Annotated in this window: 14 protein-coding genes; 9 read left to right on the forward strand and 5 right to left on the reverse strand. The window is 71.8% G+C overall.

The window, feature by feature from the left end:
* Positions 1-62: 62 nt before the first annotated feature.
* The 9 genes from KIP79_RS26435 to KIP79_RS26475 all read left to right on the forward strand — a co-directional run bounded on the left by KIP79_RS26435 (position 63) and on the right by KIP79_RS26475 (position 10,036).
* Positions 63-326 (forward strand): HPr family phosphocarrier protein, encoded by a 264-nt coding sequence (locus KIP79_RS26435; protein WP_214107623.1) that lies wholly within the window; start codon positions 63-65, stop codon positions 324-326.
* 1 nt (position 327) lies between these two features.
* Positions 328-2,013 (forward strand): phosphoenolpyruvate--protein phosphotransferase, encoded by a 1,686-nt coding sequence (gene ptsP, locus KIP79_RS26440; protein ID WP_214107624.1) that lies wholly within the window; start codon positions 328-330, stop codon positions 2,011-2,013.
* A gap of 100 nt (positions 2,014-2,113) precedes the next feature.
* Positions 2,114-3,400: a beta-N-acetylhexosaminidase gene (gene nagZ / locus KIP79_RS26445; protein WP_214107625.1), complete on the forward strand. Its 1,287-nt coding sequence runs from the start codon at positions 2,114-2,116 to the stop codon at positions 3,398-3,400.
* A 15-nt stretch (positions 3,401-3,415) separates the two neighbouring features.
* A complete protein-coding gene (locus KIP79_RS26450; RefSeq protein ID WP_308169900.1) occupies positions 3,416-4,075 on the forward strand; it encodes an HAD family hydrolase in 660 nt (219 codons plus the stop codon).
* A 64-nt stretch (positions 4,076-4,139) separates the two neighbouring features.
* A complete protein-coding gene (locus tag KIP79_RS26455; RefSeq protein WP_214107626.1) occupies positions 4,140-4,658 on the forward strand; it encodes a DUF6912 family protein in 519 nt (172 codons plus the stop codon).
* Positions 4,659-4,671: 13 nt separating this feature from the next.
* Positions 4,672-5,304, forward strand: coding sequence for an HAD family hydrolase (locus tag KIP79_RS26460; RefSeq protein WP_214107627.1), 633 nt, complete (start codon positions 4,672-4,674; stop codon positions 5,302-5,304).
* Between the two features lie 43 nt (positions 5,305-5,347).
* Entirely contained in the window at positions 5,348-6,103 is a 756-nt protein-coding gene (locus tag KIP79_RS26465) for an HAD family hydrolase (RefSeq protein WP_214107628.1), read from the forward strand.
* A 77-nt stretch (positions 6,104-6,180) separates the two neighbouring features.
* On the forward strand, positions 6,181-8,073 hold the full coding sequence (locus KIP79_RS26470; RefSeq protein ID WP_214107629.1) for an acetoacetate--CoA ligase: 1,893 nt from the start codon (positions 6,181-6,183) through the stop codon (positions 8,071-8,073).
* A 61-nt stretch (positions 8,074-8,134) separates the two neighbouring features.
* Positions 8,135-10,036, forward strand: coding sequence for a P-loop NTPase (locus tag KIP79_RS26475; protein ID WP_214107630.1), 1,902 nt, complete (start codon positions 8,135-8,137; stop codon positions 10,034-10,036).
* Here KIP79_RS26475 and KIP79_RS26480 read toward each other — a convergent pair whose 3' ends face one another.
* The 5 genes from KIP79_RS26480 to KIP79_RS26500 all read right to left on the reverse strand — a co-directional run bounded on the left by KIP79_RS26480 (position 10,037) and on the right by KIP79_RS26500 (position 15,853).
* A complete protein-coding gene (locus tag KIP79_RS26480) occupies positions 10,037-11,500 on the reverse strand; it encodes an FAD-binding oxidoreductase (protein ID WP_214107631.1) in 1,464 nt (487 codons plus the stop codon).
* Between the two features lie 126 nt (positions 11,501-11,626).
* Positions 11,627-13,084 carry an NADH-quinone oxidoreductase subunit NuoF family protein gene (locus KIP79_RS26485; RefSeq protein ID WP_250213870.1) on the reverse strand — a complete coding sequence of 486 codons (1,458 nt, stop codon included), beginning with the start codon at positions 13,082-13,084 and terminating at the stop codon, positions 11,627-11,629.
* On the reverse strand, positions 13,081-13,866 hold the full coding sequence (locus KIP79_RS26490; protein ID WP_214107632.1) for a hypothetical protein: 786 nt from the start codon (positions 13,864-13,866) through the stop codon (positions 13,081-13,083). The genes KIP79_RS26485 and KIP79_RS26490 overlap by 4 nt, the downstream gene beginning before the upstream one ends.
* 68 nt (positions 13,867-13,934) lie before the next feature.
* The gene (locus KIP79_RS26495; RefSeq protein ID WP_250213871.1) at positions 13,935-15,227 is read right to left on the reverse strand and encodes a DUF1996 domain-containing protein; all 1,293 of its coding nucleotides are present in this window, start codon (positions 15,225-15,227) and stop codon (positions 13,935-13,937) included.
* Positions 15,228-15,262: 35 nt separating this feature from the next.
* Positions 15,263-15,853 carry a DUF4142 domain-containing protein gene (locus KIP79_RS26500; protein WP_214107633.1) on the reverse strand — a complete coding sequence of 197 codons (591 nt, stop codon included), beginning with the start codon at positions 15,851-15,853 and terminating at the stop codon, positions 15,263-15,265.
* Positions 15,854-15,971 lie beyond the last annotated feature (118 nt).

The raw sequence follows: 15,971 nt of genomic DNA on the forward strand, positions 1-15,971 counted from the left end.
TAAATACGGGACAAGCTGCGACAAAGGTTGGTCTGGACCAGCCACCCAGAGGGGAGTGCGCCGTGGCCGAACGCAAGGTCACCGTCGAGTCCGAGGTGGGCCTGCACGCCCGCCCCGCCGCGACGTTCGTACAGACCGCGACCCGGGCGCCGGTCGACGTCACGGTGCGGAAGGTGGGCGGGGACGGGCGGGTGGCGAGCGCCAGGAGCATCCTGTCGGTGCTCGCGCTGGACGTCCGGTACGGCGACACGATCGTGATCAGCGCCGAGGGGGACGGGGCGGAAGCGGTCCTGGACCAGCTCGTCGAGATCGTCTCGGTGCCCTGACATGGGCGCCGTGCTGCGCGGCTCAGGCGTGAGCCCCGGCGCCGGGTACGGCCCGGTGTACCTGCTGGCCGGGGCCATCCCCGAACCGCCCGCCGGACAGCGGCACGACGGGGACGCGGTGGCCGAGAAGAAGCGGGCCACCGCCGCGCTGGCCCGGGTGGCCGACGACCTGGAGGCGCGCGGCGAACGCGCCGGGGGCACCGCCCGGGACGTGCTCTCCGCGCAGGCCATGATGGCCCGCGACCCCGGCCTGGAGGTCGGGGTGGCGGAACTGGTCGACACGGGCACGGCCGGGCCGCGCGCGGTGTTCGAGGCGTTCGGCCGGTACCGGGAGCTGCTGGCCGCCGTCGGGGGGTACCTGGCGGAGCGGGTGGCCGACCTGGACGACATCCGGGACCGGACCATCGCGGTGCTCACCGGGCTGCCGATGCCCGGGGTGCCGGAACACGCGGCGGAGCCGTACGTGCTGGTGGCGCGGGATCTGGCGCCCGCCGACACGGCCGTGCTTAACCGGGACCTGGTGGCCGCGTTCGTCACCGAGGAGGGCGGGCCGACCAGCCACACCGCGATCCTGGCCCGGGCGATGGGGGTGCCCGCGGTGGTCGGGTGCGCCGGGGCGACCGGGCTGGTGGCCGGTGACCGGGTGCTGGTGGACGGGGCCGCCGGCACGGTCACCGTGGAGCCCGCGCGGGAGCGGGTGGACGCGGTGCTCGGCGCGGCGGCGGCCCGGCAGGCGGCGCTGACGGCCACGACCGGGCCGGGGGCCACGGCGGACGGGTTCGCGGTGCCGCTGCTGGCCAACATCGGCGGGCCGCGCGACCTGGCGGCGGCGCTGGCGCACGGCGCGGAGGGGGTCGGGCTGTACCGCACCGAGTTCCTGTTCCTGGACCGGGCGGAGGCGCCGTCAGAGGTCGAGCAGGAGGCCGCCTACCGCGCGGTGTTCGAGGCGTTCCCCGGGGGCCGGGTGGTGGTGCGCACGCTGGACGCGGGGGCCGACAAGCCGCTGGCCTTCCTGCCGCCGCCGGGCGAGGAGCCCAATCCGGCGCTGGGCGAGCGGGGGCTCCGAATGTTCCGCAGATATCCGGACATGATGGCGAGCCAGTTGGGGGCGCTGGCCCGGGCCGTGACGGGCACCACCGCCTTGCCGTACGTGATGGCCCCCATGGTCGCCACCGTCGAGGAGGCGGCCTGGTTCGCCGAGGCGTGCCACCAGGCCGGGCTGGCCACCGCCGGGATCATGATCGAGGTGCCCTCGGCCGCGCTCCGGGCCCGCGACCTGGCCGCCGCCGTGGACTTCTTCTCCATCGGCACCAACGACCTCACCCAGTACACGCTGGCCGCCGACCGCCAGGTCAGTGCCGTCGCCGAGCTCCAGGACCCGTGGCATCCCGCGGTGCTCGACCTGATCGCGCTGGCCGCCGAGGGCGCGGCGGCGGCGGGCAAACCCTGCGGGGTCTGCGGCGAGGCGGCGGCCGACCCGGTGCTCGCCTGCGTGCTGACCGGGCTCGGGGTGACCTCGCTGTCGATGGGCGCTCCCGCGTTGCCCTGGGTCCGCGCGGCACTGGCGCGGCATACTGTGGAGCAGTGCCGTGCCGCCGCCGTCGCGGCCCGGGGCGCGACCACCGCGACCCAGGCCAAGGACGCGGCCCGCGGCGCGCTGCCCGGCCTCGCCGAACTAGGCCTTTGAGGCCCCTGAGACTCGCGTGCGGGTCCTCTTCCGGGTGATTCTCCTGGGAGAGGAGCCGCACGCACCATCACGGAGGGGCCTGGAAGGCTACGGTGATGGGATGCTCGGGCACCGAAGGGCCGCTTCCGTAGGCGCATTGCTTGCCGTGGCGGCCTGCTCCACCCCCTCGGCGATGACGCCGACCGCCGCTCCACCGGCCACGCCGTCCGCCGCGCCGTCCACCGCCGTGGTCCAGGCCACCGCCGCCGCGGACCCCCTGACCGGGATGAGCCTGCGCGAGAAGGTCGGCCAGCTCTTCATGCCCGTCCTGTACGGCTCCCGCGTCGACACCGCCCACCAGGAGAACCAGGCCAGGTACGGCGTCGCCACCCCCGCCCAGGTGATCAAGAAGTACCAGCTGGGCGGCATGATCCTCTTCCCGGGCACCGGCAACATCGTCGACGCCCGCCAGCTGGCCCGGCTGACCGCGGGGCTGCGCGCCGCCTCCCCGAAGACGCCGCTGCTGATCGGCGTGGACCAGGAGAACGGCCTGGTCTCCCGGCTCGGCGACGTGATCACCAAGCTGCCGGGCGCCAAGACCATCGGCGACACCGGCGACCCGGACAAAGCCCGCATCGTGGCCCGGGCGACCGGCGAGGAACTGCGCGCCCTCGGCATCTCGCTGGACTTCGCGCCGGTCGCGGACGTGAACGTGAACCCGCGCAACCCGGTGATCGGCCCGCGCGCGTACGGCGCCAGGCCCAAACTGGTGGCCGACATGGTGAGCGCCGCCGTCAAGGGCTTCCACCAGAGCGGGATCGCCGCCACCGCCAAGCACTTCCCCGGCCACGGCGACACCGCCACCGACAGCCACACCGCGCTGCCGGTCATCCACCACACCCGGGCGCAGTGGGAGCGTCTGGACGCGCCCCCCTTCCGGGCCGCCATCAAGAGCGGCGTGGACGCGATCATGAGCGCCCACATCGTGATGCCCAAACTCGACTCCTCCGGCGACCCCGCCACCCTCTCCCGGAAGGTGCTCACCGGCCTGCTCCGCGAGGAACTCGGCTTCAAGGGCGTGATCATCACCGACGCGCTCAACATGGACGGCGTGCGGAAGAAGTACGGCGACGGCGAGGTGGCCGTGCGGGCCGTGCTGGCCGGGGCCGACATCCTGCTGATGCCACCCGACTTCCCGAAGGCGTACCAGGCGGTGGTGGACGCGGTGGAGTCCGGGCGCATCTCCGCCAGCCGGCTGAACCAGTCGGTCCGCCGCATCCTGGCCATGAAGACCAAACGCGGCCTGTACGCCAAGGACTTCTTCCCCGACCCCAGCAAGGCCGCCACCCTGGTCAGAACTCCCGAACACGCCAAAGTCGCCCGCGCGGTGACCGCCGACACGGGGTGACCTACGCTGAGGACCGTGCTGAAGGGCGTGCTGATCGACTGGGCTGGGGTGCTCACCACCAGCATGGCCGACTCCATCGAGGAGTGGCTGAAGGACGACCGCATCGACGCGGTCACCTACCGCGAGGTGATGCGGGATCTGATCCTGCACGCCTACGAGGGTGTCCGCGACGGCGAGAACACCATCCACGCGCTGGAACGCGGCGAGATCACGGCGGCCGTCTTCGAAGAGGAGCTGGCCGCCCGGCTGGTCACGCTGGACGGCGGCAGGCCGATCGCCGACGGGCTGCTGACCCGGATGTTCGCCCGGTTCCGCCCGGTCGAGACGATGTACGAGATGCTCCGCCGGGCCCGCGCCGCCGGGCTCACCACCTGTCTGCTCTCCAACTCCTGGGGCAACCACTACCCGCGCCAGGGCTGGGACGAGATCTTCGACCATGTGGTGATCTCCGGCGAGGTGGGCATGCGCAAGCCCGAGCCGCGCATCTTCGCGCACGCGCTCGGCCTGGTCGCGCTCGCCCCCGAGCAGTGCGTGTTCATCGACGACATCGAGGCCAACGTCACGGCCGCCCGGAGCCTGGGCATCGCCGGGCTGCACCACACCCACGCCGACGCCACCATCACCGAGCTGGAACGCCTGCTGGGAACGCCGCTGCGACCGGGGTTCTCGCCGTAACCCCTGTGGTGCTGGCACACTCGTGAGGCGATCAGGCCTTCCGAGCACTCACTTTGGGGATCCCATGCGTGTCTACCTGCCGAGCACGCTGCCGGCCCTGGCCAGGGCGGTGGCGACGGGGGAGCTGGGCCCGGCCCCGCTGACCGGTTTCGCGGTGACGCCCGCGCTGGTCGAGTGGTACGCCTCGGGGGACACCGAGGAACTGGAGTACGTGGCGCTGAGCGAGGCGGCCAAGGCCTCCCTGCGCATGCTCGCCGCCGACGTGGCCGACGGCGTCGCCGTCCCCGCCCGCCGGGTGGTGGTGGCCGCCGAGGTCCCGGACACGGCGGTGCTGGTCAGTCCCGACCTGGACGACCGGGGGCGGGTCCGGCTGCTGGCCTCGGTGCCGCTGGCCGACCTGGCCTCGGTGCACGTGGACGAAGCGGCCGCGGCCCTGGAGATCGCCGAGGCCGTCGCCGCGCTGCCGGCCGCCGACGCGGGCGACGACGACGCCCAGTTCACGGTGGACGGCGCGGACGGGCACGAACTGCTCTGGTACGCCACCCAGGAGATCCCCGATCTGCTGGAAGAGCCGCCCGGCTAGACTGTGCTGCGCTATGACGCACATTGTTTGGGACTGGAACGGCACGCTCTTTCACGACACCGACGCCGTCGTGGACGCCACCAACGAGGTCTTCCGGCCGTACGGGCTGGGCCCTTTCGACCTGGAGGGGTTCCGGGCGGTCTACACCCGGCCGATCTGGGTGGCCTACGAACGCATCATGGGCCGGCCGCTCAACGAGGGCGAGTGGGAGCACCTCGACCACGGCTTCCACGAGCACTACCACCAGCTGATGCTCGCCTGCCAGCTGGCCCAGGGCGCCAGGGACAGCCTGCTGGCCTGGGAGCGGTCCGGGCGCACCCAGTCCCTGCTGTCGATGTGGCAACACGAACGGCTGGTTCCCAAGGTGGGCGAGTTCGGGATCGCCGGGCACTTCGCCAGGGTGGACGGGCTGCGCTCGGGCTCCGGCGGGCCGAAGGCCGAACACCTGGTGGCCCACCTGCGGGCGCTGGACCTGGATCCGGCCAACGTGGTGCTGATCGGCGACAGCGTGGACGACGCGCACGCGGCCAAGCACGTAGGGGCGCGGGCGATCCTCTACACGGGTGGCATGACCCGGCGGGCGGAACTGGAACAGGAAGGCGTTCCGGTGGTGGACTCGCTGGCCACGGCACTGGAGCACATCTAATCAGGGCAAACCATCCGGCATCGGATGGGGCAACCTGGGGGCGATGGCCGTACCCTGGGATTCCCCGCTCCCCCCGGAGGCCACGATTAACCGCCGCCTCGTTCTCTGGAACATCGACCTCACGCTGGTCGACGTCACCATCGTCACCCGTGACGCGTACGCCGACGCCTTCCGCATGGTCACCGGACGGCCGCTGGTCAAGCTGGCCGTCGCGATGGGGCGGCCGGACTCGGAGATCATCTTCGAGACCCTGGCCATCAACGGCATCCAGGTCGAGGACTACCACCTGCCCAGGTTCATCGACGCGCTCGCGGTGGCCTTCGCCGACAAGCGGCGGCGCCTGGACAAGGAGGGCAGGATGATGCCCGGCGCCAAGGACGCGCTGAAGGCGGTGTCCCGGCTGGACGGCGTGGTGCAGTCGGTGCTGACCGGGACGATCAAGACCAACGCCGTGCACAAACTGGCCGCCTTCGGCCTCACCAAGTGGGTGGACTTCGAGGTCGGCGGGTACGGCGAGGAGGTCTACCCCAAGGCCACCCTGCTCCAGGTCGCCCAGGGCCGGACCAAGGAGAAGTACGGTCACCGTTTCGACATCGGCAACACCGTGCTGATCGGCGACTCCACCCGCGACGTGCAGGCCGCCAAGATCGCCGGAGCCGCCATGATCGCGGTCGCCTCCGGCCGCTCCCGGGAGAGCGAGCTCCTGGAGGCCGGGGCCGACATCGTGCTCCCCGACCTGACCAACCCCTCCGAGGTGGTCGCCGCGGTGGCCCGCCTGACCACCCCAGCAAACCGCTGATCTGTCCCGACCTGCGGCTTCGCGCTATCTTCGAGCCCGCTGTCCGGTGCAGGATGAGCAGGTTGAAGGATGGGGCCATGCTTGAAGAAGGCGTTGCGGAAGGCGCCCCCCTCTGGGCGCCCACGGCGGAGACCGTGCAGGCTGCGAAGATCACGCGGTACCAGGAGTGGCTGGGCCGGACCGGCGACTACCACGAGCTGTGGCAGTGGTCGGTGGACGAGCCGGCCGAGTTCTGGACCTCCATCTGGGACTACTTCGAGGTGATCGGCTCCCGGGCGGACGGGCCGGTGCTCACCGGGTCGATGCCCGGGGCCGAGTGGTTCGCCGGTTCGACGCTCAACTACGCGGAGAACGCGCTGCGCGGCGACGCCGACCGCCTCGCCGTGATCTTCCGCGACGAGACGGGCGAGCGGCGCACCTACACGGTGGGCGAGCTGCGCGCCGAGGTGGGCCGGGTGCAGGCCGGTCTGGTACGGCTCGGCGTCGGCCCGGGCGACCGGGTGGCCGCCTATGTGCCCAACATCCCGGAGGCGCTGATCGCCTTCCTGGCCACCGCCGGTCTCGGCGCGATCTGGTCCTCCTGCTCGCCCGACTTCGGGGCCCCCAGTGTGATCGACCGGTTCACCCAGATCGAACCCAAGGTCCTGTTCGCGGTGGAGGGCTACCGCTACGGCGGCAAGTATTTCGACCGCCGGAACGTCGTGGCCGACATCGCCGCCCCGCTGAACGCCACCACCGTCTGGCTCGGCGGCCCCGGCTGGGAGGAACTGCGCGCCGAGTCCGCCGAGCCGGTCTTCGAACCGGTCCCGTTCGGGCATCCGCTCTGGATCCTGTACTCCTCCGGCACCACCGGCCTGCCCAAGCCGATCGTGCACGGCCACGGCGGTGTGGTCCTCGAACACCTCAAGGCGCTCTCCTTCCACATGGACCTGGGCCCCGGCGAGGTGTTCTTCTGGTACACCACCACCGGCTGGATGATGTGGAACTACCTGGTCGGCGGCCTGCTGGCGGGCGCCACCGTGGTGCTGTACGACGGCTCCGCCGCCCATCCCGGCACCGACGCGCTTTGGCGGGTGGCCGCCGAGGAGGGCGTCACCTACTTCGGCACCGGCGCGCCATACATCGTGGCCTCGATGAAGGCGGACGTGCGTCCGTCCGGCCTGGACCGGCTGCGCGGCATGGGGTCCACGGGGTCGCCGCTGCCGCCGGAGGGGTTCGCCTGGATCTACTCGACGGTCAAGCCGGACGTGCAGCTGGGCTCCTTCTCGGGGGGCACCGACGTGTGCACGGGCTTCGTGGGGCCGGTGCCGACGCTGCCGATCCGGGCCGGGGTGATCACCTGCCGGTGCCTGGGGGCCAAGGTCGAGGCGTACGACCCCGAGGGGCGGCCGGTGATCGACGAGGTCGGGGAGCTGGTGCTCACCCAGCCGATGCCGTCGATGCCGGTCATGTTCTGGAACGACCCGGACGGCACCCGCTACCACGAGTCGTACTTCGCCGACTATCCGGGCATCTGGCGGCACGGGGACTGGATCAAGATCCTGCCCGACGGCGGCTGCGTGATCTACGGCAGGTCCGACTCCACCCTCAACCGGGGCGGCGTGCGGATGGGCACCAGCGAGTTCTACCGGGTGGTCGAACGCTTCGAGGAGGTGGCCGACAGCCTGGTCATCGACACCGGGCAGCTCGGCCAGGAGGGGCGCCTGCTGCTCTATGTCACCATGGCCGAGGGCGCGAACCTGGAGGAGTCCCTCATCGCCCGGCTCCGCACCACCCTGCGGAGCGAGCTGTCGCCCCGCCACGTGCCCGACGAGATCATCGAGGTCCCCGGCATCCCCCGCACCCTTTCCGGTAAAAAGCTGGAGGTCCCGGTGCGGAAGATCCTGCTCGGCGTACCGGTCGAGAAGGCGGCCAATCCGGACGCGATGGCCAATCCAGAGGTCCTCAGTCACTTCCGGGCGGCGCCCTAGCCGGCGACCCGGGGGCGGGCGCACAATCCGGTGCGGGGCCCTCGCAACGGAGTGAGGTGTCATGTCCACACGTCTGGGCGACCGGCTCGACGCGGCGCGGCAGCGGGGCTTCGTCGGGCGGCGGCGCGAGCTGGCGGCCTTCCACGACCTGCTGGACCCGGGCAGCGCGACCCAGATCCTGCTCGTGCACGGCGCGGGCGGGGTGGGCAAGACGGCGCTGCTGCACCGGTACGCCTGGCAGGCGGGGCAGGCCGGCCGCCCGATCGCCTGGCTGGACGGCCACGACCCGGACTCCCGTGACCCGGAACTCCTGGCCGACAGGCCTGGCCTGGTCCTGCTGGTGGACGCCGTCGAGCAGGTGCCAGGCCTGGCCCGGCGGCTCCGCCAGGAGCTCATCCCACGCCTGCCAGGGGACGCGGCCGTGGTCATCGCGGGGCGGGACCGGCCCGACCCGGTCTGGCGGGCCGACCCCGGCTGGCGGGAGCTGGTCCGCATTCTCCCGCTCGGCAACCTCGGCCACGAGGACGGTCTGGCGCTGCTGGCCGCGCGCGGCGTGCCCGAGGAGGAGCGGGCCGCCGCGCTGGAGTTCACCCGGGGCCACCCGCTGGCGCTGGCCCTGGTCGCCGACGTCTCCGCGCAGCGCCGCTTCTCCGCCGTCTCCGCTCAGGAGGTGCTGGGCGAGCTGCTGCGCGGCTTCGTGGAGACCGTGCCCAGTTCCCTGCACCGCCAGGCCCTGGAGGCCTGCGCGCTGGTGCTGGCCACCACCGAACCCCTGCTGGCGGCCCTGCTCGGCCTGGACGACGCGAGCGAGCTGTTCGCCTGGCTGCGCGGCCTGTCCATCGTCGAGTACGGCTCCCGCGGCCTGTTCCCGCACGACCTGGCCAGGGACGCGCTGGCCGCCGAACTCGGCTGGCGGGACCCGGACGGCTGCGCCGAGATCCGCCGCCGGGCCGCCGCCTACTACCGGCGCAGCTTTTTCGCGGCCGGGCCCCCGGTGCTGCTGGATTACGTCTACCTGCACCGGGCCACCTCGGTGCTGGGCCCGTTCGTCACCGGCTACCCGCAGACCAGCGGCCTGTCCGCGGACCGGCCCACCGGCGCCGAGCTGGGCACCGTCGTCTCCTGGGTGCGCAAGCACGAGGGCGAGGAGTCGGCCCGGCTCTGCGAGCGCTGGCTGGCCCGGCAGCCGCCCACCGTGATCAGGGACGCCGACGGCACGGCGGTCGGCTTCTACCTGCTCATCGACGTGGCCGCCGATCCGGAGGACCCGGCCACCCGGGACCTCGCCCCCGGGCACACCCGGATGGTGCGGTTCTGGATGGACGGCCGCCACTACCAGGAGCCCTCCCCGGTCCAGCTGTTCATCACCACCCATCTGTTCCGCTCGTACCTGACCGAGGACGTCCCCGGGCGCACGCTGCTCACCTTCGCCGAGGCCGAGCCGTGGGAGCAGGGGTGCGCGCACGTGGGCTTCCACCGCGCGCCGGAGGCCGACTTCACCGTGGGGGAGCAGACTTTCGCGGTGTTCGAGCACGACTGGCGGGCGGTGCCGCCGGAGGTCTGGGTGACCCGGCTGGCCGAGCGGGACGCGCTGATCGAGCCGGTCACGGTGCCGCGCCGTGCACTGTCGGAGGAGGAGTTCGGGCAGGCGGTCCGGGACGCGCTGCGCGCCTACGGCCGGGCCGATGGGCTGCGCGACTCGCCCTTGCTCGGCATGCTGACGCTGCCCGAGGGCGATCCGGCGACCGGGCTGCGGGCTGTCTTCGAGGAGGTGGCCGCCCAGCTGGCCGCCTCGCCACGGGACCTGAAGGTGTACCGGGCCCTGCACCACACGTTCCTGCGCCCGGCCAGAACCCAGGCCGACGCGGCCGACCTGCTCGGGCTGCCCACCACCACCTACCGGCGGCACCTGGCCGCCGCCGAGGCCCGGTTCACCGAGCTGCTCTGGCGGCGGGCACGCTGATCACACACTCTGCGGGAGCTGGAACAGCCGTCCGGGATCGTAGGCGGCCTTCACCCGGGCCAGCCGGGCGGCGTTGGCGCCGTAGTACTGCTGCCGCCAGCCGGTCAGCTCCGGGTCGACGTAGTTGACGTAGGCGTGGTCGCCGAAGAACGGGCGCATCGCCGCGTGCGCGGCCCGGGTCCACGCCTTGGCCTGGGCGAAGTGCGCGTAGTACTGCACGCTGTAGAGGGCCTTGCGGTGCGGGAAGGCGGTGGCGTCCGGGGCCACCCTGGCGATCGCGCCGCCGAAGGCGTCCAGCAGCACGGTGTGCCGCCCGGACTTGGCGACCTGGGATAACAGGGCGGTGATCCCGGCGTCCGTGAGCGGCGCGTACGCGAAGTGCGACTTGGCGCTGAAGGTGTCCCGCACCAGCTTGCCGTCGCCGGTCTCGCCCGGTAACGACCCGGGGCGGTGGCACTGGGAGACCGAGTAGGACGAGCACCCCGCCATGATCATCATGGCCTGCTGGTACGGCGTCTGCCGCACGTACCGGCTGGCCGGGTCGCGGCCGACCCGGTCGGCCAGCCGTTGTAACTGGCGCTCGCAGGCCGACTTGGAGCCCAGGTACAGCCCGCCGACGGTCACGTCCAGGTCCGGGTCGTGGCTCAGGTGCAGGTTGGACCAGAGCGCGGCCGGGGCCGTGGGCGCCCACGCCTGCCAGGCGTGGAGCACGGCGGCCGCCCGGGACCACGGCCAGTGCAGGAAGAAGACGGTGACCTCGCGGATGGGGTGGGTGCGGAAGGTGAACGAGGTCGCTATGCCGAAATTTCCGCCACCGCCGCCCCTGGACGCCCAGAACAGGTCGGGGTTGCTGGTGGGCGAGCAGACCAGTTGCCTGCCGTCCGCCGTGACCATGCGCAGCTCGGTGAGGGCGTCGCAGGTCAGGCCGTACTGGCGGGAGACCACGCCGATGCCGCCGCCCAGGGTGAGCCCGGCCACGCCGACGCTCGGGCAGGAACCGGCCGGGATGCTCACGCCGGACTTGGCGAGCTTGGCGTACACGTCCACGAGCTTGGCGCCGGCGCCGACGGTGGCCAGGCCCGTCGCGAAGGCGCTGCCGGTGGGCGGGGGTGCCGCGTACCGGACGGTGGCCATCGGGGAGACGTCCACCACCAGGCCGGTGCCGGTGGACCAGCCCGCGTAGCTGTGCCCGCCGGAGCGGGCGGTGATGGGCAGGGCGTACCGGCGGGCGAAGGAGACGCACTCGGCCACGTCGGCCGGGCTCGCGCAGTACGCGATCCCGGCCGGCCGGATCTTGTCGAAGGCCGGGTTGAACAGGCGGCGCGCCCGGTCGTACACGGCGTCCGACGGGCGGACGAGCCGGCCGTCCAGGCCGCGGCCGAGCGCGCGCCAGTCCGGTGCCGTGGCTGTTGCCGAAGTCAGAGATGGTCCGGCGATGGCGGCCAGGCCGACCGGGGCCGCCAACGCCAGAAAACCCCGCCGCCCTAGCAGGGTGGGAGGTGAAGGTGGGTATCGCATGGTCTCTCCCCGAGAGTGGAGCTATCCCATGAGACGCGCGATATGGGGTTTTGGTTGGAGCGTCGGGTCAGATCATCGTTGTCCGATGCGCAGGGCCAGGGCCGGGCACATCTCCACCGCGCGCTGGGCCTCGCTCTTGGCCCAGGCCGGGACCGGGCTGTCGATGAACACGGGATAGCCATGGTGGTCCAGTTTCACGAGTTCGGGAACCAGGTGCGCGCAGAGGCCGTGACCCTGGCAGCGGGTCCAGTCCACCACCAGCCGGACGTCGGTGGAGTCCACGATGGGCAGCGGCAGCACTTCCTTGACCGGCCGCCCGCAGGTGCCGTTCAGCCGGTGCTCCTCCACGTCGTCCTTGAACGCCTCCAGCGCGGAGAGCACGAACCTGGAGGTTCCGTCCGGGTGGAAGCAGGCGCCCCGGCCGCGTACCGCGGTGGCCGCCTGCTGCACCAGGTCCAGCGCGCCCTGGGTGCCCACGGTCAGCTCGGCCAGCGCCCTGGCCAGCGACGGCAGGCCGATCCGGCAGGGGCCGCACTGGCCGGCCGACTGCGCGGCCAGGTAGGCGGCCACCCGGACCGTCTCGCCGAGCGGGCAGGTGTCCGGGCCCAGCGGGACGATGATGCCCGCGCCCAGCTCCCCGCCCGACTGGGACATGCCCCGGCGGGACACGATCGCGCCGTAGGCGTCCGCCGCGCTCAGCCACTTGCCGTGGTAGCCGCCGACCAGCAGGCCGTCGCCCACGTTGGCCTCGCACAGGTCCAGCACCGCGGCCAGCGGCAGGCCGGGGGTGACCTCCACCACCGAGGGGGCCACCACCGAGCCGCTCACGCTGAGCAGGATGGTGCCCGGCTCCTGCGCGGTGCCCACCGACGCGTACTCCTGCGGCCCGAGCTCGGCCAGCAGCGCCAGCTGCGCGAACGTCTCGGTGTTGGAGAGCAGCGTGGGCAGCCCGTTCACCCCGCTGTCGCTGGACCTGACCTTCCGCCCGGACGGCATGCCCAGCTCGCCGTTGACAGCCTTGACCAGGGCGCCGCCCTCGCCGGAGATGAACCGCTCCTGGATGCCGACCACCCGGACGTACCCGGTCAGGCCGCGCTCGGCGACGGCGGCCAGCATGGAGCCCTCGGCCAGCTCCCCGGCGGGGGTGGCCACCACCACCTCCTTGGAGTCCAGCGCGCTGGCCGCCAGCAGCGCGCCCTCCAGCACCAGGTGCGGCGAGCGGGTCAGCAGCATCTTGTCCTTCATGCTGGCCGGCTCGCCCTCCGCGGCGTTGACCAGCACCACCGTGTCGGAGGTTCGGGTGTGCGCGGCGACCGCGCGCAGCTTGCGGGCGAAGGGGAAGGCGGCCCCGCCGCGGCCGCGCAGGTCCACCTCCTCCGCGAGCGAGATGAGCGAGTCCACCGTCTCGCCGTCCAGCTGCCGGTGCACGCTGTAGTGGGCGTCCAGGTCGAGACGACGGTGGTCGTCCAGCCCGGCGGTGAGCCGGGCCGGACCCATTCTGCGGATCTTGGAGACGCGGTAGGGGATCATACGACTCTCCGGAGTTTGGAGGAGGTGCGTTCGCGGCCCACGATGCTGATCGGTTCAGGCACCGACTGCGGCGCCACTTCGGGCATCGGGAGGTCTTCCAGGTCCTCGGCCATGCTCGCCGCAGGGCGGAGCGAGGCCACGACCCGGAGGAGGAGTGCGGTGCCGACCGCCACGAGGCAGCCGACGTAACACCAGGTGACCCATTCGGCCGGGGTACGGCCGGCGGCCAGGCCGTGCAGTATCGACACGGGCCAGGCCAGGTAGGCCAGGTCGTGCAGGCCGCGCCAGAGCCAGGGGCGCTCGGCCTGCGCGAACCGGCCGCGCATCACGCCGGTGGCGACGACCACGATCATCAGGTCGGAGGCGATGGCCCCCGCCCCGATGGCCAGGTTCGTCGTGGGGAGCACCGATCCCCAGGGGGGGACCAGTCCGGCGGCGAGCTTCATCCCGATGTGGGTGATCAGGAACCCCACCCCGACGAGCGCGGCCGCGCGGTGCACGAGCTGGGCGCGCACCCGCCAGGGGATGGACATGATCACTCGTTCGGAGGCGAGCAGGCCCAGGCCGACCGTGGCGGTGAGGGCGACCAGGGAGAACACACCGGCGTAGAAGGTCAGGAACTCCTGCGCCGCGAGCATCAGCCCGGCGCTCAGCCCGCTTCTGGCGGCGAGCAGGGAACCGAGCATGACGATTATCACCAGGGTGCCCAGGGAGATCCGGACGGCCCTGTTCTGCAGGTTGAGCGGGGTGCCGGCACGGCGGTGAGCCCGTCTTTTGGACACTCGTTCCTCCGGGAGGGGGACTCTTGTTTGGGGGGTGCTGGGGCTCGGGGCGTGCCGAACCGTTGACGTCAGCAGCGGCGTCCGCGGTTGATGCACTGGACCACGAAGTTCATGAGCTGGTTGGACATCACGTTGTGGAAGTCCGCGTGGTCGGTGATCGGGCTGTGCCGTTGTTCGGGGAAGGCGTCCACCGCGAACGAGGGACCCTGCGGCACCTGGTACACCAGGGTCATGCGCAGCTGCGGGACCGCCTGGGTGCCGGACGGGCAGGCGCCGTTCCCGTCGGGGAACACCACGTGCGTGCGGTGGTTGGCGCTGTCGGTGTTCTGACCGTCCCAGCAGCTGGGGAAGTCCAGGACGCGCAGGAGCAGGCTGCCGCGTGGGCAGAGCGGGTACTGGGTGGTGAACCGGTTGGTGAAGCCGGTGCAGCTCCACATGGCCCGGGCGTTGGCGCCGCCGTTGGTGGCCGCCTTGGCGTCACCGGTGATCAGGCGGAGGAACCTGGGCATGGCCACCACCCGGCTGGCCCGGTTGCCGCGGAACTCCAGCACGACCTGGCGCGGGCGCAGGATGGTGCCGATGTTGCCGTCGGCGGCCCCGCCGAGCTCGGAACCGTCCTCACCGGGGGCCGGCGGCCGGATCTGCTGGGGCTCCTGCGACGGCGTCGGGTTGACGGGGTTCTGCTGCTGCCCCTGCTGCTGGTTCTGCTGGTTGTTCTGGTTGTTCTGCTGGTCCTGAAGGTTGGGGTCCTGCTGCTGACCCTGCTGGCCTTGCTGGCCTTGCTGGTTCTGTTGCTGGCCCTGCTGGTTCTGCTGGTTCTGTTGCTGGCCCTGCTGTTGGCCCTGTTGCTGGTTCTGGTTGTTGTTCTGCTGCTGGTTCTGCTGCTGCTGGTTCTGTTGCTGGTTGCGCCGGTTCTGCTGTTGCTGCTGGTTGAGCTCCTGGAGGAGGTCAGGCCTGCTCCGGATCACCGGCCAGAAGTACGCGGACTTGTCGCCGAACCGGCAGGTGGTCCCGCCTGCCGCCAGGCTCTGGTCGGTGGAGAACCCGTTGGTGGTCAGGTTGCCCACGTAGTCGTGCACGTGGTGGGCTCCGTTGGTCACGCCGGGGGCCACGATGTGGTTGTCGGAGTTGCGATGCCCGTTCTGGTTGCGGCCGCACTGCGAGGTGAACGAACCGCGACCGGCGCGGACGCCGGTGTTCCCCGGCGGAACCCGCCGGATGTCGACGAAGTCGCTGAGCACGGGCCCGAACTGCTCGTTGGCGAAGGCGGGCCCGGCGAGGATGGGGATGGGGGACCCGGGAAGCCCGGCGAGCGACCCCGCCAGTAGGACGCCAGCGACCGCTATAGAGCGTTTTCGCATGGATTCTCCTCTTGGAACTAGTACGAACTGACTAGCTAAGGCAGTGGGGTGGGGAGCGCGGCGTAGTCCACCAGGCCCGTCTCCTCAAGCAGCGTCATGTGCTTGAGGACGACCGCATTGGCCTTCGTGGCGAAGTCGCGGATCTTGTCGTTCTTGGTGCCCGCGCGAACTGCGGCGATGGCCGAGAAGACCTTGCCGTGCGCGGCGCGCAGCCGGTCGGCGAAGATCTGGTCGAACTGGGCGCCGGTCGTGCTGGACAGCTCGCCGAGCCAGCGCTGCTGGTCGGCGTTGGGTTCGTCGGGCAGCGAGACCCCGAGCTCCAGCGCCTCGGCGCGGACGTCCTCGTCGAGCTGGGCGTGATCTCTGACCAGGTGCTGGCCGGTCTCCTTGACCTTGGCGTTCGTCGAGCGCTCCTGCGCCCAGCGGCCGGCGGGGATCTCCCAGAGGCCTGCCCACCGCACCTTGATGAGCAGATCTCGGTCGGCCGGACCCAGCGGGCCCCACCGCGTCTGGGTCCAGCCCTCCTGTTGCGCCGCCTGACTCTGCGGCACCACCACGATGACGGCCACCGCCGCCGCGAACAGGAAGACTCCGAACACCACGAGCTCCCCAAACCGGAACCGCATGGCGCCTCCTCTCTTTCGGTGGGAGGTACGCGGGTGTCCGGGAGGCGGTTCAGCTCATTTTTCGGGCCCTTCAGCGCATAGTCAGAAATGACTGGAGTTACGGTAGTTGTGTACATCA

This window comes from Acrocarpospora catenulata, from assembly GCF_018476525.1.
In the GTDB taxonomy this organism is placed as follows: domain Bacteria; phylum Actinomycetota; class Actinomycetes; order Streptosporangiales; family Streptosporangiaceae; genus Acrocarpospora; species Acrocarpospora catenulata.